We start from the raw sequence: 20457 nt of genomic DNA on the forward strand, positions 1-20457 counted from the left end.
TGTTCAGCCCCGGCGGGGGAAGGTTCGGCTCCTCGGGCGCGCTGTCGGCTGCGGGTGTGCGGTGGCTTGAGTGCGGGCGTGGTGTTCAGCCCCGGCGGGGGAAGGTTCGGCTCCTCGGGCGCGCTGTCGGCTGCGGGTGTGCGGTGGCTTGAGTGCGGGCGTGGTGTTCAGCCCCGGTGGGGGAAGGTTCGGCTCCTCCGGCGTTCGAGGAGCGGTGGCCGGGGTCAGCCGGTGGGGTCCTCGTCGAGCACCGGGAAGCGGCGCGGTGCGACGAACAGCAGGGCCAGGAAGGCGAGGGCGGCCGCGCCGGCGGCGCCCAGATAGACGGCGTGGACCGCGTCGGCGACCGCGCCGCGCAGCTCCCCGGCCGGAGCGCCCGAGTCCAGTGCGCGGGTCACCGCGTCGAGGTCCCCGGCGCCGCCGAGCCGTGCGGCCAGTACTCCGTTGGCGACGGCGCCGAACAGGGCGGCCCCGAGGGTCTGTCCGGTCTGCCGGCAGAAGAGGACGGAGGCGGTGGCCGTTCCGCGTTCGGCCCATTCGACGGTGGACTGCACGCCGATGAGCAGAGGGAGCTGGAACAGCCCGAGCGCGCCGCCCAGCAGCAGCATCAGCAGGGCGGGCTGCCACGGCTCGCCCGGCGTGGGCAGGAAGGGGAAGGCGAGCAGGAGCAGGCTCGCGATGCCGATGCCGAGCATGGCCGTGTTCCGGAAGCCGATGCGGCGGTAGACGTGCTGGCTGAGTGCCGCGGACACCGGCCAGCTCAGCGTCCAGACGGAGAGCACGAATCCGGCGGCGACCGGGGCGAGGCCGAGGACGGCCTGCGCGTAGGTGGGCAGGAAGACCGTGGGCGCGACCATGAGCAGGCCGAGGGCCCCGAGTGCCAGGTTCACCGCGGCGATCGTCCGGCGGCGCCACACCCAGCCCGGGATGATCGGTTCGGCGGCCCGTCGTTCCACGGTCACGACGACCGCGAGCAGGCACGCCCCCGTACCGAACAGGGTGACCGAGGGGGCCGAGAGCCAGTCCCAGGCGACACCGCCCTGCACCAGCGCGGTCAGCAGGACGCCGCCGCAGGCGAACACCGCGAGGGCGCCCGCCCAGTCGATCCGGGGCCGTCGGTCCGGGGCGGCCCGCTGCGGTTCGCGCAGATGACGGGCGATCAGCCACAGGGCGAGGGCGCCGACCGGCAGGTTGACCAGGAAGATCCACCGCCAGTCGGCGTACGCCGCGAGGGCTCCGCCCAGGGCGGGACCCGCCACGGCCGAGGTCGCCCACACGGTGGACAGCTTGGCCTGGATCCTGGGGCGTTCCCTGAGCGGGTACAGATCGGCGGCCAGGGTCTGCACGGTGCCCTGGAGGGCTCCGCCGCCCAGGCCCTGGACGACGCGGAAGGCGATGAGCGCGGCCATGTTCCAGGCGGTGGCGCACAGCAGCGAGCCGAGGAGGAAGAGCGCGGCGCCCGTCACGAGGACCGGTTTGCGGCCGAAGGTGTCGGAGAGCTTGCCGTAGACGGGGAGCGTGACCGTGACGGCCAGCAGGTAGCCCGAGAACAGCCAGGAGAAGACCGAGAATCCGCCGAGGTCGCCGACGATCTGCGGAACGGCGGTGGACACGACGGTGGAGTCGAGCGCGGCGAGCGCCATCGCCAGCATGAGCGCGGCGACGACGGCGCGCCGCCGCCTGGTCTCGGCCCGGCCGGCCCGGACGGCGTGCTCGCGTACGACCGGTGTCCCGGTGTCCCCCTCGCCCACGAAATTCCTTCCCCCTGCATCTATCCGCCGGTGCCAGCTTCCCACTTGAGCCTCACGCAGGGGGAGGGCGCAGGCTGTGTGGGCCCGGGGGTGGACTCGACCCCGAGGACCGCTCCACCGGAGGGTGGAGAACCCCTAGGGGGATCTCCGCACCAGGGGTCGGGGAGGGTTCGTCCCGTCGGAGGAGGAGACGGGCCGAAGGCGTTCTTAACCTGGTCTTACGTCGTCGGGAACGCGTTCGGGTCGTACGGACCGCACCCACGGGGGTGGGGTTTTCCCCCGCAGAAGACGGGGCCGTGCACCAGCGCGTACGACCCCCTCCCGACAGCAGACTTGGCGACGTGGCCGCCGCACCGCGTCGAAACGGCGTGGACCTCCGCGGCCCGTCGCACCCGCTCGCAGACTTTCGCAGCCCGGCAGGTCCCCCTGTCGGCCGACTTAGGAGACATACCGTGACATCGGCTGTAAGCATTCCCAGGCACGAGGGCACTGGAGGGCGTACGGCCGTCGCCGCGCGGGCGCGACAGGTCGTCAAGGCGTACGGGTCCGGGGAGACCCGCGTCGTCGCCCTCGACCAGGTCGACGTGGACATCGAGCGGGGCCGGTTCACCGCGATCATGGGCCCCTCGGGGTCCGGCAAGTCGACCCTGATGCACTGCCTCGCCGGGCTCGACACCGTCACCTCCGGGCAGATCTTCCTCGACGAGACCGAGATCACCGGTCTCAAGGACAAGAAGCTGACGCAGCTGCGCCGGGACCGGATCGGCTTCATCTTCCAGGCCTTCAACCTGCTGCCGACGCTGAACGCCCTGGAGAACATCACGCTCCCGATGGACATCGCGGGCCGCAAGCCCGACCGGGCCTGGCTGAACCAGGTCGTGGAGACCGTGGGACTCAAGGACCGGCTCAAGCACCGTCCGACCCAGCTCTCCGGCGGCCAGCAGCAGCGCGTCGCGGTGGCGCGGGCGCTGGCGGCCCGCCCCGAGATCATCTTCGGCGACGAGCCGACCGGAAACCTCGACTCCCGGGCCGGCGCCGAGGTGCTGGGCTTCCTGCGGCGCTCGGTGGACGACCTGGGCCAGACCATCGTGATGGTCACGCACGACCCGGTCGCCGCCTCGTACGCGGACCGGGTGCTGTACCTCGCGGACGGCAGGATCGTCGACGAGATGCACCAGCCGACGGCCGATCAGGTCCTGGACCGCATGAAGGACTTCGACTCCCGCGGGCGGACGTCATGACCGTCCTCAAGACCTCGATGCGCAACTTCTTCGCGCACAAGGGACGCATGGCCCTGTCGGCCGTCGCCGTCCTGCTGTCGGTGGCCTTCGTCTGCGGGACGCTGGTGTTCAGCGACACGATGAACACGACGTTCGACAAGCTGTTCGCGGCCACCTCCTCCGATGTGACCGTGAGCGCCAAGAGCGCCTCGGACACCGGCGAGACGACGTCCGGCAACGGCAAGCCGCCGGTCATGCCCGCCTCGGTGCTCGCCCAGGTGCGGTCGGCGCCGGGCGTGAAGTCGGCGGAGGGCGCGGTCTTCTCCAGCGCCGTGACCGTCGTCGACGCCGACAAGGACAACCTGTCGCCCTCCAGCGGCGCGCCCACCATCGTCGGCAGCTGGAACGCCAACGAGGCCCGCACGATGAAGGTCACCTCCGGCGCGGCGCCCAAGGGCTCCAGCCAGGTGATGGTCGACAAGGACACCGCCGACAAGCACCACCTGAAGCTCGGCGACGAGATCGGCGTGATCAACGCGGTCGGCACGCACACCGCGAAGATCTCCGGCATCGCCACCTTCACCGTCACCAACCCCGGCGCGGCCATCTTCTACCTGGACACGCCGACCGCCCAGAAGACGCTCGTCGGGCGGACCGGCGTCTACACCAACGTGAACGTCACCGCCGCCGCCGGAGTCAGCGACGCCCGGCTCAAGCAGGACGTGAAGGCCGCGACCGGCGGCCACTACAAGGTGCAGACCGCCAAGGAGACCGCCGACGCCAACCGCAAGGACGTGGGCAGCTTCCTGGACGTCATGAAGTACGCGATGCTCGGCTTCGCCGGGATCGCCTTCCTGGTCGGCATCTTCCTGATCATCAACACCTTCTCGATGCTCGTCGCCCAGCGCACCCGCGAGATCGGTCTGATGCGGGCCATCGGCTCCAGCCGCAAGCAGGTCAACCGCTCGGTCCTGGTCGAGGCACTGCTCCTCGGCGTGACCGGCTCGGTCCTCGGCGTCGGCGCGGGCATCGGCATCGCCGTCGGCCTGATGAAGCTCATGAGCATGACCGGCATGAACCTGTCCACCGACGACCTGACGGTGGCCTGGACGACCCCGGTGGTCGGCATGGTGCTGGGCATCGTCGTCACGGTCCTGGCGGCCTACCTGCCCGCCCGCCGCGCCGGCAAGGTCTCGCCGATGGCCGCCCTGCGCGACGCCGGCGCCCCCGCCGACGCGAAGGCGGGAGTCGTACGGGCCGTGCTCGGCCTGGTCCTCACCGGCGCCGGCGGCCTCGGCCTCTACCTCGCCGCCGAGGCGAGCAAGGCGAGCGTGGGCTCGATGTGGCTCGGGCTCGGCGTGGTGCTCAGCCTGCTCGGGTTCGTCGTGATCGGCCCGCTGCTCGCGAGCGGCGTGGTGCGTGTCCTCGGCGCGGTCCTGCTGCGGGCGTTCGGCCCGGTGGGACGCATGGCCGAGCGCAACGCCCTGCGCAACCCGCGCCGTACGGGCGCCACGGGCGCCGCCCTCATGATCGGCCTCGCGCTGGTCGCCTGCCTGTCGGTCGTCGGCTCCTCCATGGTCGCCTCCGCGTCCGACGAGCTCGACAAGAGCGTCGGCACCGACTTCATCATCCAGAACGACGGCGGTCAGCCGATCACCCCGCAGGCCGCGCAGGCCGTGAAGAAGACCCCGGGGCTGGCCCGGGTCACCGAGTACAAGGTCACCTCGGCCGACTACACGACCCCCGACGGCAAGACGCTCAAGGACACGGACATCACCGCGGCCGACCCGTCGTACGCCACCGACCTGCGGACCAAGACGGTCGCCGGCGAGCTGAAGGACGCCTACCGTCCCGACTCGATGTCCGTCCACGAGAAGTTCGCGAAGGCGCACGGCATCCACCTCGGGTCGAAGATCAAGGTCGCCTTCAAGGACGGCGCCACCGCCGAGTTGACGGTCCGGGCCATCACCAGCAGCGACGTCGTCATCGACGCGGGCTCGAAGTACATCTCCACCGCCACGCTCGCCAAGTACGTGCCGGCCGACAAGATGCCCCTCGACGCGATGGTCTTCGCCTCGGCGAAGGACGGACAGCAGGCGGCCGCCTACAAGTCGCTGAAGTCCGCCCTGCACGACTACCCGGAGTACAAGGTCCGCGACCAGACCGACTACAAGCAGGCCATGAAGGACCAGATCGGCCAGCTCCTGAACCTGATCTACGGCCTGCTGGCCCTCGCGATCATCGTCGCGGTCCTGGGCGTGGTGAACACCCTCGCCCTGTCGGTGGTCGAGCGCACCAGGGAGATCGGTCTGATGCGGGCCATCGGCCTCTCGCGCCGTCAGCTCCGCCGCATGATCCGGATGGAGTCGGTGGTCATCGCCCTCTTCGGCGCGCTGCTCGGCCTTGGCCTGGGCATGGGCTGGGGCGCCACCGCCCAGCAGCTCCTCGCCCTGCAGGGCCTGAAGGTCCTGGAGATCCCCTGGCCGACCATCACCGTGGTCTTCGTCGGATCGGCCTTCGTGGGTCTGTTCGCCGCCCTGATCCCGGCGTTCCGGGCGGGCCGGATGAACGTACTGAACGCGATCGCCACCGACTAGCCGTCCGTCGGGCGGCCGAAGGGGCCACCGTGGACGGGGGTCGCGGTGGCCCCGCAGGGCCCGGTCCGAGGAGACACGCTCTCCTCGGACCGGGCCCGCGGTGCGTCCGGGTCCGATCCGGGGCGCGCGGTGTCCTGGGGCCGGCCCGAGGAAGCGGCGTGTTCCGGGGACGGTTCGAGGAGGCGGCGTGTCCCGGGGGCGGGTTCGGCGGTACGGGTTCGGCGGTGCGGGGGCCGGGGTCGGTCCGGGGAAGGGTGTGCCCCGGGGGCGGGTCCGGCGGCGCGCGGCGTCCTGGGGCCGGACCGGCGGCGCGGCGGGTCCGGGGGTCGGTCCGAGGTGCCCGGTGGTTCACCCCGCGGGGCGGGGCCCTCGGTGGACGGTCACGCGCGGGCGGGTCCGGAGTCGTAGGCTGGATGCCCCCGGCCCGTCCCACGTGTCGGGCGTCTCGCGTTGCCCACTCCCCGGGATGGAAGCCCTTCATGAGCCTGCACGGTCTGCTCGACGCCGTCGTCAAGGACGCCGCCCTCACGGAGGCGGCGAAGGCCGCCGCCGACGGCAACCGGATGCACGTCGACCTGGTCGGCCCACCGGCGGCACGCCCCTTCGCCGTCGCCGCGCTCGCCCGGGAGACCGGCCGCACGGTGCTCGCGGTCACGGCCACCGGCCGCGAGGCCGAGGACCTGGCCGCCGCCCTGCGCTCCCTGCTCCCGCCGGACGGCGTGGCGGAGTACCCCTCGTGGGAGACGCTGCCGCACGAGCGGCTCTCGCCCCGCTCCGACACCGTCGGCCGGCGCCTCGCCGTCCTGCGGCGCCTGTCCCACCCGCGCCCCGACGACCCCGAGACCGGCCCGGTCTCCGTCGTCGTCGCTCCCATCCGCTCGGTTCTCCAGCCGCAGGTCAAGGGCCTCGGCGACCTGGAACCCGTCGTCCTGCGCACCGGTGTGAGCGCCGACCTGGGCGAGACCGTCGAGGCGCTCGCGGCAGCCGCGTACTCCCGGGTCGAACTCGTCGAGAAGCGCGGCGAGTTCGCGGTTCGCGGCGGCATCCTGGACGTCTTCCCGCCCACCGAGGAGCACCCGCTGCGGGTGGAGTTCTGGGGTGACGACGTCGAGGAGATCCGCTACTTCAAGATCGCCGACCAGCGGTCGCTGGAGGTCGCCGAGCACGGCCTGTGGGCGCCGCCCTGCCGCGAACTGCTGCTCACCGAGGACGTGCGGGCCCGGGCCGAGGCCCTCGCCGAGGCCCACCCGGAGCTCGGCGAACTCCTCGGCAAGATCGCCGAGGGCATCGCCGTGGAGGGCATGGAATCGCTCGCCCCGGTCCTCGTCGACGACATGGAACTGCTCCTCGACGTCCTGCCCGAGGGCGCGATGACGATCGTGTGCGACCCCGAGCGGGTACGGACCCGGGCCGCCGACCTGGTCGCGACCTCGCAGGAGTTCCTGCAGGCCTCCTGGGCGGCGACGGCCGGGGGCGGCGAGGCACCCATCGACGTCGGCGCGGCCTCCCTGTGGTCCATCGCGGACGTACGGGACCGGGCGCGCGAGCTGGACATGATGTGGTGGTCGGTGTCGCCGTTCGCCGCCGACGGAGACCTCACGGACGCCTTCGCCGGCGGGGTGGGGGACACCCTCAAGCTCGGCATGCACGCCCCCGAGACCTACCGCGGCGACACCGCCCGCGCGCTCGCCGACACCAAGGGCTGGCTGGCCGACGGCTGGCACACGGTCTACGTCACCGAGGCGCACGGCCCCGCCGCCCGCACCGTCGAGGTCCTCGGTGGCGAGGGCATCGCCGCCCGCCTGGACACCGACCTCACCGACATCGGCCCCTCCGTCGTGCACGTGGCGTGCGGCTCCATCGACTACGGCTTCGTCGACCCGGCGCTGCGCCTCGCCGTCCTGACGGAGACCGACCTCTCCGGCCAGAAGGCGGCCGGCAAGGACGGCGCCCGCATGCCGGCCCGCCGCCGCAAGACGATCGACCCGCTGACGCTGGAGACCGGCGACTACATCGTGCACGAACAGCACGGTGTCGGCCGCTACATCGAGATGGTGCAGCGCACGGTCCAGTCCGCGACCCGCGAGTACCTGGTCGTCGAGTACGCCCCCGCCAAGCGCGGCCAGCCCGGCGACCGCCTCTACATCCCCACCGACCAGCTGGAGCAGATCACCAAGTACGTCGGCGGCGAGGCCCCCACCCTGCACCGCCTCGGCGGCGCCGACTGGACCAAGACCAAGGCGCGCGCCAAGAAGGCGGTCAAGGAGATCGCCGCCGACCTCATCAAGCTGTACTCGGCGCGCATGGCGGCCCCCGGCCACGCCTTCGGCGCCGACACGCCCTGGCAGCGTGAGCTGGAGGACGCCTTCCCCTACGCGGAGACCCCCGACCAGCTCACGACGATCGCCGAGGTCAAGGAGGACATGGAGAAGACGGTCCCGATGGACCGGCTGATCTGCGGCGACGTCGGCTACGGCAAGACGGAGATCGCGGTCCGCGCCGCGTTCAAGGCGGTGCAGGACGGCAAGCAGGTCGCGGTCCTCGTCCCCACGACCCTGCTCGTGCAGCAGCACTTCGGCACGTTCTCCGAGCGCTACTCGCAGTTCCCGGTGAACGTCCGCGCCCTGTCCCGCTTCCAGACGGAGACCGAGGCCAAGGCGGTCCTGGAGGGGCTGCGCGAGGGCTCGGTGGACCTCGTCATCGGCACCCACCGCCTGTTCTCCGCGGAGACGAAGTTCAAGGACCTGGGTCTGGTCATCGTCGACGAGGAGCAGCGCTTCGGCGTCGAGCACAAGGAGCAGCTCAAGAAGCTGCGCGCCAACGTCGACGTCCTGACGATGTCCGCCACCCCCATCCCCCGTACGCTCGAAATGGCGGTGACGGGCATCCGGGAGATGTCCACGATCACCACCCCGCCGGAGGAGCGGCACCCGGTGCTGACCTTCGTCGGCCCGTACGAGGAGAAGCAGATCGGCGCCGCGATCCGCCGTGAACTGCTGCGCGAGGGTCAGGTCTTCTACATCCACAACCGGGTCGAGTCCATCGACCGGGCGGCGGCCCGCCTCCGCGAGATCGTCCCCGAGGCGCGGATCGCCACCGCCCACGGCCAGATGGGGGAGCAGGCGCTGGAGCAGGTGGTCGTCGACTTCTGGGAGAAGAGGTTCGACGTGCTGGTCTCCACGACGATCGTCGAGTCGGGCATCGACATCTCGAACGCCAACACGCTGATCGTGGAGCGCGGCGACAACTTCGGCCTGTCGCAGCTGCACCAGCTGCGCGGCCGGGTCGGCCGCGGCCGGGAACGCGGCTACGCCTACTTCCTGTACCCGCCGGAGAAGCCGCTGACGGAGACGGCCCACGAGCGGCTCGCGACGATCGCCCAGCACACCGAGATGGGCGCGGGCATGTACGTGGCGATGAAGGACCTGGAGATCCGCGGCGCGGGCAATCTCCTCGGCGGCGAGCAGTCGGGCCACATCGCCGGAGTCGGCTTCGACCTGTACGTCCGCATGGTGGGCGAGGCGGTCGCGGACTACCGCGCCTCGCTGGAGGGCGGTGCGGAGGAGGAGCCGCCGCTGGAGGTCAAGATCGAGCTTCCGGTCGACGCGCACGTCCCGCACGAGTACGCGCCGGGCGAGCGGCTGCGCCTGCAGGCGTACCGGTCCATCGCCTCCGCGAACACGGAGGAGGACGTCAAGGCGGTACGCGAGGAACTCGTCGACCGCTACGGCAAGTTGCCGGAGCCGGTCGAGAACCTGCTCCTGGTGGCGGGGCTGCGGATGCTCGCGCGGGCCTGCGGGGTCGGCGAGATCGTCCTCCAGGGCAACAACGTCCGCTTCGCTCCGGTGGAGTTGAGGGAGTCCCAGGAGCTGCGCCTCAAGCGCCTGTATCCGGGGACCGTCATCAAGCCGACCTCCCACCAGGTCCTCGTCCCGCGCCCGAAGACCGCGAAGGTCGGCGGAAGGCCGCTGGTCGGGCGGGAACTGCTGGGCTGGACCGGGGAGTTCCTGGCTTCGGTGCTGGGGTCCTAGGGCAGGGCAGGGCGCAGCGGGGCATCGGATCGCCGGAATGTGCGGAGGCGGTCCGGTGCCCGTGTGCGGTCCGGGCGCGGTTCGCGAACCGGTCAGGGTCGCTGGGGGTGGAACAGCATGCCCGTCAGGGCGTCGAAGACCTCGTCGGGGTCCTGCCCGCCCATCTGGCCGTCCAGGTTGTGGCTGATCAGGAGTGTCGCGAAGCCGTGGGCGAGGGACCAGGCCGCGATGCCGGCGAGGCGGGTGTCGGGGCCGCCGCCCTCCGCGGGGATCGCCGACACGGCGGCCCGCAGCCGCCCGCCGGCGAGCGTCCGGGCCGTCGTGAGCTCCAGGTCGTCCGCGCGGAGCAGTTCCGGGGCGAACATGACCTGGAAGTGGGCGGGATGCTCCCGCGCGAAGCGCACGTAGCGAACGCCCGCGTCGCGCAGGTCCTCGGCGTCGTCGAGCGCGGCCGCCAGGAGCCCGAAGCCCTCGGCCGCGATGGCCGTGAGCAGGCCGATACGGTCCTTGAAATGGTGGGCCGGGGCGGCGTGGGAGACACCCGCGCGGCGGGCCAGGTCGCGCAGGCTCACCGCGGCGGGCCCCTCGGCGGCGATGACGTCGAGAGCGGTGCCGAGGATCACGCGGGGCAGATCCCCGTGGTGATACGGGCGCGCGGGGCCGCCGGTCCTCGCGGGAGCCGGGCCGCCGGACTTCCCGGTATCCATGACAGCAGCGTACGCCGTATCTAGGCACTGCCAAGTTCTGGGCGCCGGGGCGACAGGCACAGGGGCTTCCGGCGGAACGGGGACGGGGACGCGGGACGAGACCGGCCCCACCCGGCGGGTGTGCCGTGGTGGGGCTCGGCGGGGGCGGTTCTCGAATCGCTCCGGCTACGACTGTGGGGGCCGGTCGCGGTTGCGGTCCATGCCCATCGCGCCTTCGGCCTTCTGCTGCGCGTCGTCGACCTTGTCCGCGTATTTGTCGCCGGTCTTCTTGTTGACCTGCTTCTCGGCGGCGTCGGACATGGCGCCTGCTTTGTCCTGGGCGGCCCGATTGTGCTTGAACCTGTCGAAGATGCCCATCCAGAGCTCCTTCCCGAGGTGACTCACGATCGACGATACGCCCGGCGTGCGCCTCTTGCCCATCGATGCCCGGTATGGCCGGGGAGTGCGGGCCGTTACCTTGGGCAGACGGGAATCACGTCCGATCGGGACGGACCGGGGAGGCGAAGAGGAGGACGTCGTGGCACGTCTGAGGGGTGGGGCGGCCGCCGTCATGGTGGCACTGGTCGTCATCGGTGCCGGGGCCAGCGGCTGCAAGAAGGACGCCCTGGGGTCGGCGGGAACCCAGGAGCCGACGGCCGGCGGTGGTGGCGCCGCTCTCACCGCCGTGGACTCGCTGACCGTGAAGGGGCGCGCGCCCAAGACCGGGTACAGCAGGGAGCGGTTCGGCACGGCCTGGGCCGACACCGACGCGAACCGGTGCGACACCCGTGACGACATCCTCAAGCGGGACCTGAAGGACGTGAAGTTCAGCGACGGCAGGTGCCGGGTGTCCGGCGGGGTGCTCCGGCCCGATCCGTACGGCGGCAAGGACGTCACGTTCGTCCGCGGGCGCAGTCTGGTCGACATCGACCACCTCGTCGCGCTCTCGGACGCCTGGCAGACGGGTGCCAAGTACTGGGACGCGAGCAAGCGGATAGCGCTGGCCAACGACCCGCTCAACCTGCGGGCCGTCGGCGCGAGCGCCAACCGCAGCAAGGGCGACGGCGACACCGCGACCTGGCTCCCGCCGAACAAGGCGTACCGCTGCACGTACGTCGCCGCGCAGGTCGCCGTGAAGAAGAAGTACGGGCTGTGGGTCACCGGCGCCGAGAAGGCGGCCATGAAGAAGGTGCTGGGCGGATGCCCGGGGCAGACGCTCCCCTCGGGCGGGAACCCGACCGAGGCTCCGGCGAGGTTCCACGCGAAGTGACCGTTGCCGGTCGCGGAGACGCCGGTGGTCCGCCCCGGTGTTCTTGAGGCGGAACCGGAAGGGGGCGAGCCGCGAGCTCGCCCCCTTCGGTGTCGTCAGGCCGACGGGTTGACGATCACCTCGGCCGAGTTGTTCCTGCTGTTCGGGTCGAAGGGGAAGGACGTGCCGCCGTAGCGGGGCCGGGCGATGACGTGGCCCGTCGCGTCGGGGACGACCCGGTCGATGTGCAGACGGAACGGGAAGCGAACCTTCAGGCCCGGCTCGATCCACATCGGCAGGCCACAGATGTAGTGGCCGATGGCCGGGTCGTCGCCCGAGGTCCAGGCGCTGAAGCAGGCGTCGGGTACATCCGTGGCGGTGGTGCCCTCGGGGAGGTAGAAGTCGATCACCGCGATCGGCTCGCCGGAGCTGTAGGCGGCCCAGGCCGGACCGTGGTTGACGAAGCGGAAGGCGGTGGTGACGGTGTCTCCGGCCGCGCCGCTCGCCTCGGCGCCGCGCACCGCGAAGTCGGCGGTGTTGTCGGCGTCGATACGCCAGGAGCGGCTGTTGTCCGATTCATCGAGGTCGGTGGCGCCCCCGTCGGGCTCGATCGCGTAGTCGAACCGGTCGTACAGCGCGTGGTGCGTGACGGCGAGCCGCAGCGGCTTCGGCAGCCTCACGGTGGCGCCGGGGGCCACGGCGGTGTCGAAGGAGCACGTCACATAGGTCACGGGCAGGTACGGGCCGCTGTCGTCCGGCCCGGTGTAGGTGCACTGCGGGTAGCGGGTGACGACGTCGAGGCCGTACGTCGCCCACATCTGCACGCTGAAACCGTGGGCGGTCTCGTTGCCGGTGTTGGTGACGGAGAACGGCACGGTCAGGCGGCTGCCGGGCGCGACGCCGGTGACGTCTCGCGGGGCGCCGAGGCCGAGGTCCGGGCCGGAGCCGACGGTGACGAGCGTCTTGAAGGAGTTCGCGGCGGAGACGAGCGTGCCGTCGGGTCCGCCGGTGGCCTCGGCGGAGTACTCGATCGCACCCTGTGCTCCCACGGCGGCGCCGGCAGTGGCGCGCACCTTCAGCTGCACCTGTGCCGTGTACTCGGTCGGTACGTCCCCGGTGTCGCACACGGCGACGGTGCCCGTGCCGTTCGGCGTGCAGTTGTCGGGCCAGACCACTTCGGCGACCCCGGTGAGCCCGGAGACGTCGACGGTCAGCCGCCCGTCGGTCACGGTGAAGTTGTCGTTGCTGTGGTAGAGGCCGAGCGCCAGCGACCGGTACGGCGCCGCACCGCCGTCCGGAGCGACGACGACCGTCTGCTCGTACGGCACCTGGATCCACAGCTGATCGCTCTGCGCCGGGTCGTCGGCGAAGGCGACCCCCCTCCCGAGACCGGCGACCACCAGCGCCCCCACGGCTCCGGCACATGCTCCGTGACGCAGTAATCGACCGACGGAGACAGAACTCATGGCATCCCCCAGACGGGACAGAGTTCCCGGCAAGTAGGCATCGCCGGTTGAGAGTTGGACGACCCGCCGGGGCGGAAGGTTGTAGGGGGTGGGGTGCGCCGGGGTCCGCGCCGGGCACCTGGGAGGCTTGCGCCCGGCTGGCAAGCACACTTTTTTGGAGGTCTTGGATGACGGTCAAGGGGCTCGAGGTGCAGTTCGAATCCGAGCACGGTCGTACGGTCGAAGTTCTCCGCAGCGCGGACGACGTGGATTCGTTCATCGATTCTTTGCTGAACGGGCCGTATGACCAGAACTGTGCCGTGGTCTATTCGCTCGATCGCCCCACGCTGCCGTCGGGATACCGAGATCACGAGCTGGCGGTCGGGACCGGCAAGGTCGCCCGGATGGGCGCACTGGCCTTCACGGAAGATGACGGCTTCGCGTCGAAAGGCTCGATTGACCGCGGAATACTCGAATACATGCTGCTCGGCCACGTGAGGGAGTTCGTGCCCGGCTCGGAAATCCCCGTCGAACTCGTCCGTCGGGCGGTGAAGGAATTCCTTGAAAACGGCGGACGGCTTCCGGCGTGCATCGAATGGAAAGACGGGGAGTTCTAGGTCTCCGGGCCTGGATCGACAGAGAAGGCGGCGTACGGTGACTTCGCGGGAAGTGCTTTCGGTGGCGATTCGTACCGGGGTTGCCCCAGGGCTGCGGAAGCTCGGGTTCGTCGGCTCTGGGCAGGTGTTCGAGCTTTCCGATCCGGATACGTGGCTCCTGTTGGGCATTCAAAAATCGCGCTGGTCGAGTGCGGCTCAGTTGCGTTTCACGGTCAATATCGCCGCCGTTTCCAAGGAGAAGTGGCAAGACATTTTGAGTTCGGGCGCGAAGTATCCGTCTCGGCCAAGTCCCAACATGGTCTATGGGAAGGGGGCCTGGTGGGGCAGGATCGGTCAGCTGATGCCCGGCGGGCAGGATTTCTGGTGGACCGTCACGAGTGACAGCGATCCGGATGAGATCGGGCGCGAGGTTCTGTCGGCGTGCGAGGAGTATGCGGTACCCGCGCTCCTGGAGCGGCGACGACTGAAGACGGACTGATGCGGCGCGATTCGTGGAGCTCGACCCGGAGCGCGTTCCGCCGTGGTCGGAGCTCGAGGCCGATGGCGGTCTGCATGTCGAAGAGACGTCCGCGGACTTCTTCGAACGGCGTTGGAAGGACGGGCTCAAGGGCTTCATCGGGGGCGGACCGTCTCGGTGATCCGGCCCTTCACACGGCTCCGAGTACCCTCCGGCCATGAGCGATGCCTTGGTGATTCCGGAGTACTACGAGGACGTCGAGCTGGTCGCCGGTGAGCGGCTCGCGGGCGATCCGGCCTTCTGGCTCGCCCACGTCCTGCTGACCATGGGGGACCAGGGAGAGCAGCCGGAGCGCTACGGCGTGGAGTCCTCGGCGTACGACGCCATGGAGGACCGCCTCGGGGACACCGGGCAGCCGTGGCCGGTCCTGCGCGTCCCCTTCGACGGCGGACACACGGCCTACGTCGTGTACGCCAACTCCGAGGACATGAGCGACATCGAGTTCTTCGTCCGCCATCCCGCGTGGGGGCGGCTCGGCTTCCTCGGGGACTGCGGCGGCGACCACGCGGGTCCCGGGCTGTCCTGGAACGAGCTCACCACCCTCGCCGACGCGAGCACACCGGACGACGGCGAGGGTCTGGCCGACCCCTCCCAGCGGCTGCTGCTCCTGCTTCCGATGCTCGGTGACGCCGACATGCCCGAGGAGGCGACCGACGTGGTGGCTCGGGCACTGGTCCACTGCGGGATGCGTGCCGACACGGCCCACGAGCTGGCCTCCGCCCTGCTGCCCGATCCCGCTCACGAGCCCCGGTGGACCGTCACCGACGACAGCCCGATCGCCGTGTGCTCGTCGCCCCACAGCGCCCGCCGAGTACCGATCGCCCTGGGTATCGGTGCCGAGCAGGCTCAGTGCCTGGCCGACGCCCTCGGGGCGGCAGGTCTCCTGACAGTCTGAGGAGATGCGCTCCGTCGTCCTCGGCAGCGTCAGCCCATCGCGAGCAACAACCGGGACAGCGTGCGGAGTTCGTCGTCCGCGTGGTTCTGGCCCGAGACGGGGGAGTCGGCCATGAGGCGCTTCGGGGAAGAGGCGTAGGAACGCAGGGTGGGGTGGAGGTCCTTCGGGGACCGGCCCGTCGTGGCGAGTGTCCTGAGGGCGCTCAGGCCGACCGGGGTGGGGCCCACCAGGGCCGCGAGGACGGGGACCGCGCGGTCCGGGGACCCGGTGATCCAGAGGTGTGCCTTGGCGGCGGCCTCGCGGGTCCAGTCGCCGCCGGCCTCCAGCAGGGGCTCGATGCGCGGGAGCAGCGGGGCGGCGGCGGGGCCCATCGGCTCCAGTCCGCTCAGGTACCAGCTGCTCCGACCCCCGGACGACAGCAGCGCCTCGTAGGTGCGCAGTGCCGTGTCGGGGTCACCTGTCACCCGGTAGTGGGCCACGGCCGCCGACGCCCTCAGCGAGGCGTCGCTGTTCCGCGTGGCTTCGAGCAGGAGGTCGGTGATCTCCGGTGTGCCCGTGCCGTCGGCGCCGAGTTGGCGGGCGGCGACGATGGCCGCGCGGCGGGTCCTGAGACAGTCGACCAGTTCCGGCTGGGCCGCGCGGGCCGCCGTGCCGAACGGGGCCAGGGCCTGGACCAGGGCGATGCCGTCGTTGCCGGTGGCGCCCGCGGCCAGCTCGCGGCGGATCGCCGGTATCAGCCGGTCGGCCGCCTCCGGGAAGCACCGCGCCGCCGCCGCGAGCAGCCGGGCGGAGGGGCGGTCGAGCACCAACTCCAGGGCACGGGGGTCGTGCGCGTGCACCAGGGCGAGGAGTGCCGGTCCGGCCGTCTCGTCGTCGGCTTCGGCGTACCGGTGGAGTTCTTCCCGCAGGGCGGCGTCCGGGTCGGGCACGCGCTCGATCCAGTAGCCGATCGTACGGAGCAGGGAGGTGGGTCTGGCGTGGTGAGGCAGCGCGGCCAGCGACAGGTCCAGGACCTCGTGTCCGCGGTCGCGCCACGTCTCGGCGATCCTTTCGGCCAGCCAGGAACCGCGCGAGCCGATGTCCCCGGCCTCGATCCAGCGGGCGGCCACGGTGAGGGCGGCACCAGGGTCCCGGGTGAGGAGGCCGGTCAGCCGCTGCTCCTCGGTGACGTTGTCCGACCACGGGTAGTCGTCGTCCCCGGGGTCGGGTTCGGCGCCGTCCTCGGCGAAGACCTCCACGAGTTCGGGTGCGTACGGCGGACCCGACCGTTCGGCGACCAGCTGGGCCGCGGCGAGCCGCACCTCGGGCAGCGGGCTGTCCAGGGGTTCCAGCGCCCGGCCGAACCGGTTCAGGACGACCACCGCGTCCGCCCGTACCACCGGGACGGGATCGTCGGCGTAGAGCGCTTCGACCTGCTTCACAGCCAGGGCCCGCAGGTCGGGCGACAGCCGGTCGGCCACCGCCGCGACCGTCCGCAGCGCCGCCCGGCGCACCCCGCGCTCGGGGTCCCCGAGGCACGGCAGCAACTCGGGGAGCACCGCGCAGAGTTCCGCGCAGACCGCGGCGACATCACTGCGGGGCCAGTGCGGCGATTCGGCGAACGCGGGGTCGTGGTCGGCGAGGACGGCGAGCAGCATCAGCAGTTCGTCGCGCTTGCGCGGCGCGTGCAGCACGGCGTGGGCGAGGAAGGGGACCGCCGGTGCCGAGGCCTCGTAGATCGTGCCCTGGTGGTAGATGGTGCCGTAGAGCTCGTGGATCGCCTCGCTCGCGGCTTCCTCGTCGTCCTCGTAGAGCGCGCCGATCAGCTCGGGTACGTCCTCGGCGGGGCCGTAGGCATGGTCCAGGTCGGACCAGCGGACGTCGTCCAGCTCGGCCGGAGGTCTCATGCGCGCGCTCCTCGACTGATCGGATGCGCCGACCATATCGACCGCCTCCGACACCGGGCGCGACGCTACCGGCGGGGCCTTCGCAGGGCGGTTATCAGGGCGCCCAGTTGGCGTGGCCCGGTGGCGAGGACGGTCTCCGGTTCGTCGCTCTCGCGGAGGAGGATCGTTCCGGTGGGGGTGGTGGCCACGTAGACGCAGTCCGAACCATCCGGGCTGAACGTGGACTTCTGCCAGGTGTATGGGGTTATGGCGGGCACCGCTCACAGGCTCCGGATGATGTTGTTGACGAGGTCGCGCGTGGGCGCGGGCTTGAGCGCGACGGTTTCCATGCGGTCGAGGATAGTTCGGTACTTCGCCAACTGGGCTTGTGCGTCGAGGAAGTCACAGCCGTGGTGGGTGTCGAGTTGCACGGTGTCGAGGTGAGGATCGGTGCCGTGCACGTAGTTGATCGACTGCCCGTTTCCGGGGAAGCCGCCGCAGGCGTAGGGGATCACCCGGAGCGTGATGTGGTCCTCCTCGCTGAGAGCGAGGAGATGAGTCAACTGGCCTCGGGCGGTGGCCGGTCCGCCGTACTGGATGTGCAGGGCCGACTCATGGAGCAGCGCGGTGTACGGCGGGGGATCAGCGCGGTGCAGGACGGTCTGGCGCTTGATGCGGTGCGAGAGTCGGTGCTCGATCTCGTAAGCGCGGAAGGCGGGAACGGCCTCCCGCAGCATGGCCCGGGTGTGGTCAGGGGTCTGTAGCAGGGCCGGGATGTGGATGGCCAGGGAGACCCTCAACTCTGAGGAGTGGTGCTCAAGTTCGGCGAGGTCGACCAGGTCGGGAGGCAGGTGGTCGCGGTACTCGTCCCACCAGCCGCGGGTGCGCCGCCCGGTCATCGCCGTGAGGGCGTCCAGCAGGGATTCGTCCACGCAGTCGTAGGTGCGCGCGATGGCGCGTACGCGGTCCGCGCTCACCGGGTAGCGGCCGGCCTCGATCATGCTGAGCCGCGCCTGCTGCAGGCCCAGGCTGCCCGCGGCGTCGGTGGAGGTGAGTCCGGCGTGCTCGCGGAGTTTGCGCAGTTCGATGCCGAGACGTCGTTGCCGCAGGGTCGGTGTGTTGGTGGGCGGCACTGCCGTTCCTCTCGCCGGACGACGGATCGGCTGCGGTCCCTCACATGAGTGAATCCGCCGGGATTATCACGGTGAAGGTAGCAGGGCTATCACTTTTGGCTCTACGGTCGTGGAGTCCAAGTCGCTCAACTCCCCCCGCCCGTAAGCCGGAAGCGCACCGCGCCCCCGCACGCCACCACCTGCGTGCCGACGTACCCGCGCGACATGCCACCGCCCGGCCGGACCAGCAGAGCGAACCCGAATACCCCCGCCGCAGGAGGCGTTCATGGTCACCGTATCCCCGGAGAAGTCCGATGCGTCCCCCTCTTGGGCGTACGCCCTCCAGCTTCCGCATGATCCGCTCGCGCCCCGCGTCGCCCGGGTCACCCTCAGGGCGGTTCTCGGCGGGCACGGGATGGCCGGTGTCGCCGACGCGGCCGAACTGCTCGCCTCGGAACTCGTCACCAACGCCTACCGGCACTCCGGCGGACCCTCGACGCTCCGGCTCCGGGCTCTCGACGGAGGCCGGTTGCGGATCAGCGTCTGGGACGCCGACCCGCACATCCCGCCCCCGTTCGACAAGCGGCACGGCGTGCTCGGCCCCGTGCCGGCCGAAGTGGACGGCGGGAGGGGGCTCTTCCTCGTGTGCCATTACGCGGACGCCTGGGGCGGGCACCCGCTCGGCGACGACCTGTTCGGCCGGAACGGCAAGGTGCTGTGGTGCGAAGTGGGGCCGCCGTGGGCGGCGGCCCCGGCGCGCGTCAGCGCGTGACCGGCAGCGTTCCCGCGAACACGTGGCCGTCCGCGCGGGTGTGGTCAGTGCAGATAGGGGTTGCCTGCGCCCTGGCCCGGCCAGGGGGCGGGCGCCGCGCCGGCCATGGCGTTCCGCGGAGTGGGCTTGTCGAACAGCGGGCCCAGCAGCAGCCACACGGCCAGGCCGAAGGTGGTGAGGGCGACCAGGCCCAAGGCCGAGTTCCCCTTGTCCGCCGGGACGTTCGCCAACGACACCGACCCCACCTCGTACAGCGCGAACGCGACGAAGGCGCCCCAGTCGGACCCCCGCCCCCGGCGGATCGCCACGTACAGGAACGGCACCCACACCAGCAGGCCGACCGACCCGACCGCCAGAACCGACCACGCCAGCCGCTGGAACCAGCCGGCTTCCAAGCGCTTGTCCATCACACCCCCGAAGAACCCACGAACCCCGAGAGGATTCCCGGGCCCCGAGAACCGCTCGGGGGCGCCATGTTCCCATCCCGCGAGTCACGCGTGCGCGTGTTCGCCCTTCAGAGAGGTCACGATCCGAGCGGTCAGCTTCTTCGCCGTGGCCGCGCCGTTGTCGTGTCCGTCCGTGGACATCACCGTGACGACGTCCGTTCCGGACTGCGCGGCGATCAGGGTCGAGCCGTTCTGCCAGGCGCTGTTGGTCAGTGTGATCGTGTAGGCGGCGTCACCGAGACCCGCGGTGTCGGCGCCGGTGATCTTCACCTTGGTGTGCGTGTCCGAGTCGGTGTAGCCCGGGCAGGCGGCGACGGCCTTCTTCAGATCCGCCAGCACCGTCGCCGCGGTCGTGCCGCGATAGGTGTCGATCTCCTGGGCGATGTCCTCGGACGTGTCCTTGTTGACGTAGTCGTTCTGGGCGAAGGAGACCCCCTCGTCGCCGGTGATCGCTATCCAGCTGGTGCCGCCGAGAAGGGTGCAGTCGGGCTTCGCGGCGGGGGAGGAGCTCGGCGCGGTGTACGTGGTGCCGGAGTCCCGCGCGGCCTTCGGGTCGACCGCGAAACCGGTGGCGAAGAAGGAGGCGGGTGCCAGCGCCTTCTTGAGCTGCGCGCCGGTCAGCAGGCCGGCGTCGGGGTCCTTGGACGGCTTGGTCGCGGTGGCGGAGGAGGACGAGGTGCCGGTCGCGGAGGCGCAGGCCGTCAGGGCGAGCGGGAGGGCGGCGGCGACGAGCAGCGCCTTGGTCGCGCGGGAGGGATGACGCATCGGGATCTGTCCTTCGAGAGTGAGGCCGGAACGGGCCGAGTGTCCGTTCGGGCGGGGCTTTCGGCTGCGGGACTCCGGACGCACAACAGGCCGGGCGGAGTCGAAGCGGTGCAATGCGGTGCGGTGCATGCAATGCGGTGCATGCAATGCGGTGCGGTGCATGCGGTGCAGTGGGTATGGCGGGTGTGACGGGCGAGGGGTGCGGCGGCCGGTCAGCGAGTCTTCTTCCGGTCCCCGGTCGAACCGGTGTGCTGCTGGGCACCGGGCTGCGGAGTCGTGGACACCGAGCCTTTGTCGGCGCCGCCGCCCGGGTGGCCGAGGCCGTGGCCATGGCTGCCGGCGTTCGCCGAGACGACACCGATGACCACGAGGCCCACGGTGGCGCTCAGTGCGGCTCTGCCCTTCATGCCCACGACTGTTCCCTCCCCCTGCGGACGCCTCGACAGCGGCCGCTCGTTCGCTGGGTCAATAAGAGCAGAGCCTGTGAAT

The 20457-nt window shown here is 71.1% G+C and carries 18 protein-coding genes; 8 read left to right on the top strand and 10 right to left on the bottom strand.

The features are described 5' to 3' along the window. Positions 1 to 224 precede the first annotated feature (224 nt). On the bottom strand, positions 225 to 1751 hold the full coding sequence (locus tag ACH4S8_RS38665; protein WP_398402829.1) for an MFS transporter: 1527 nt from the start codon (positions 1749 to 1751) through the stop codon (positions 225 to 227). Between the two features lie 452 nt (positions 1752 to 2203). Here ACH4S8_RS38665 and ACH4S8_RS38670 point away from each other — a divergent pair, with 452 nt between their 5' ends. From ACH4S8_RS38670 to mfd, 3 genes are all read left to right on the top strand, one after another. After that, complete coding sequence (locus ACH4S8_RS38670) at positions 2204 to 2992, top strand: ABC transporter ATP-binding protein (protein WP_398402831.1); 789 nt, start codon at positions 2204 to 2206, stop codon at positions 2990 to 2992. Further along, positions 2989 to 5568, top strand: a complete 2580-nt coding sequence (locus ACH4S8_RS38675; RefSeq protein ID WP_398402833.1) for an ABC transporter permease — start codon at positions 2989 to 2991, stop codon at positions 5566 to 5568. Before ACH4S8_RS38670 ends, ACH4S8_RS38675 begins: the two co-directional genes overlap by 4 nt. Before the next feature lie 479 nt (positions 5569 to 6047). Beyond that, a complete protein-coding gene (gene mfd, locus ACH4S8_RS38680) occupies positions 6048 to 9599 on the top strand; it encodes a transcription-repair coupling factor (protein WP_398402835.1) in 3552 nt (1183 codons plus the stop codon). A gap of 92 nt (positions 9600 to 9691) precedes the next feature. Here mfd and ACH4S8_RS38685 read toward each other — a convergent pair whose 3' ends face one another. Both ACH4S8_RS38685 and ACH4S8_RS38690 read right to left on the bottom strand, forming a co-directional pair. Beyond that, positions 9692 to 10306, bottom strand: a complete 615-nt coding sequence (locus tag ACH4S8_RS38685) for a TetR/AcrR family transcriptional regulator (RefSeq protein ID WP_398402837.1) — start codon at positions 10304 to 10306, stop codon at positions 9692 to 9694. Positions 10307 to 10471: 165 nt separating this feature from the next. Continuing rightward, positions 10472 to 10663, bottom strand: a complete 192-nt coding sequence (locus ACH4S8_RS38690; RefSeq protein WP_398402839.1) for an antitoxin — start codon at positions 10661 to 10663, stop codon at positions 10472 to 10474. Between the two features lie 160 nt (positions 10664 to 10823). Between ACH4S8_RS38690 and ACH4S8_RS38695 the strand changes: the two genes are divergently transcribed. Continuing rightward, complete coding sequence (locus ACH4S8_RS38695) at positions 10824 to 11555, top strand: HNH endonuclease family protein (protein ID WP_398402841.1); 732 nt, start codon at positions 10824 to 10826, stop codon at positions 11553 to 11555. A gap of 95 nt (positions 11556 to 11650) precedes the next feature. On the opposite strand, the gene ACH4S8_RS38700 is transcribed toward ACH4S8_RS38695, so the two are convergent. After that, the gene (locus tag ACH4S8_RS38700) at positions 11651 to 13000 is read right to left on the bottom strand and encodes a hypothetical protein (protein ID WP_398402843.1); all 1350 of its coding nucleotides are present in this window, start codon (positions 12998 to 13000) and stop codon (positions 11651 to 11653) included. Between the two features lie 167 nt (positions 13001 to 13167). Between ACH4S8_RS38700 and ACH4S8_RS38705 the strand changes: the two genes are divergently transcribed. From ACH4S8_RS38705 to ACH4S8_RS38715, 3 genes are all read left to right on the top strand, one after another. Then, positions 13168 to 13596: an Imm1 family immunity protein gene (locus ACH4S8_RS38705; protein WP_398402846.1), complete on the top strand. Its 429-nt coding sequence runs from the start codon at positions 13168 to 13170 to the stop codon at positions 13594 to 13596. A gap of 61 nt (positions 13597 to 13657) precedes the next feature. Beyond that, entirely contained in the window at positions 13658 to 14074 is a 417-nt protein-coding gene (locus ACH4S8_RS38710) for a DUF4304 domain-containing protein (RefSeq protein ID WP_398402848.1), read from the top strand. 196 nt (positions 14075 to 14270) lie between these two features. Continuing rightward, positions 14271 to 15008 carry a hypothetical protein gene (locus ACH4S8_RS38715; protein ID WP_398402850.1) on the top strand — a complete coding sequence of 246 codons (738 nt, stop codon included), beginning with the start codon at positions 14271 to 14273 and terminating at the stop codon, positions 15006 to 15008. A gap of 29 nt (positions 15009 to 15037) precedes the next feature. Here ACH4S8_RS38715 and ACH4S8_RS38720 read toward each other — a convergent pair whose 3' ends face one another. From ACH4S8_RS38720 to ACH4S8_RS38730, 3 genes are all read right to left on the bottom strand, one after another. Then, on the bottom strand, positions 15038 to 16894 hold the full coding sequence (locus ACH4S8_RS38720) for a hypothetical protein (protein ID WP_398402851.1): 1857 nt from the start codon (positions 16892 to 16894) through the stop codon (positions 15038 to 15040). Positions 16895 to 16959: 65 nt separating this feature from the next. Next, positions 16960 to 17151, bottom strand: a complete 192-nt coding sequence (locus ACH4S8_RS38725) for a DUF397 domain-containing protein (protein ID WP_398402852.1) — start codon at positions 17149 to 17151, stop codon at positions 16960 to 16962. Positions 17152 to 17154: 3 nt separating this feature from the next. Further along, positions 17155 to 18006: a helix-turn-helix domain-containing protein gene (locus ACH4S8_RS38730; RefSeq protein ID WP_398402854.1), complete on the bottom strand. Its 852-nt coding sequence runs from the start codon at positions 18004 to 18006 to the stop codon at positions 17155 to 17157. A 265-nt stretch (positions 18007 to 18271) separates the two neighbouring features. Here ACH4S8_RS38730 and ACH4S8_RS38735 point away from each other — a divergent pair, with 265 nt between their 5' ends. Beyond that, positions 18272 to 18757 (top strand): ATP-binding protein, encoded by a 486-nt coding sequence (locus ACH4S8_RS38735; protein WP_398402856.1) that lies wholly within the window; start codon positions 18272 to 18274, stop codon positions 18755 to 18757. A 44-nt stretch (positions 18758 to 18801) separates the two neighbouring features. Here ACH4S8_RS38735 and ACH4S8_RS38740 read toward each other — a convergent pair whose 3' ends face one another. The 3 genes from ACH4S8_RS38740 to ACH4S8_RS38750 form a co-directional block, all read right to left on the bottom strand. Beyond that, positions 18802 to 19164 (bottom strand): hypothetical protein, encoded by a 363-nt coding sequence (locus ACH4S8_RS38740; RefSeq protein ID WP_398402858.1) that lies wholly within the window; start codon positions 19162 to 19164, stop codon positions 18802 to 18804. An 84-nt stretch (positions 19165 to 19248) separates the two neighbouring features. Continuing rightward, positions 19249 to 19968, bottom strand: coding sequence for a hypothetical protein (locus ACH4S8_RS38745; protein ID WP_398402860.1), 720 nt, complete (start codon positions 19966 to 19968; stop codon positions 19249 to 19251). A gap of 212 nt (positions 19969 to 20180) precedes the next feature. Then, positions 20181 to 20375, bottom strand: coding sequence for a hypothetical protein (locus ACH4S8_RS38750; protein WP_398402862.1), 195 nt, complete (start codon positions 20373 to 20375; stop codon positions 20181 to 20183). Between the last annotated feature and the right edge of the window lie 82 nt (positions 20376 to 20457).

Source organism: Streptomyces sp. NPDC021080, assembly GCF_044333225.1.
In the GTDB taxonomy this organism is placed as follows: Bacteria; Actinomycetota; Actinomycetes; order Streptomycetales; family Streptomycetaceae; genus Streptomyces.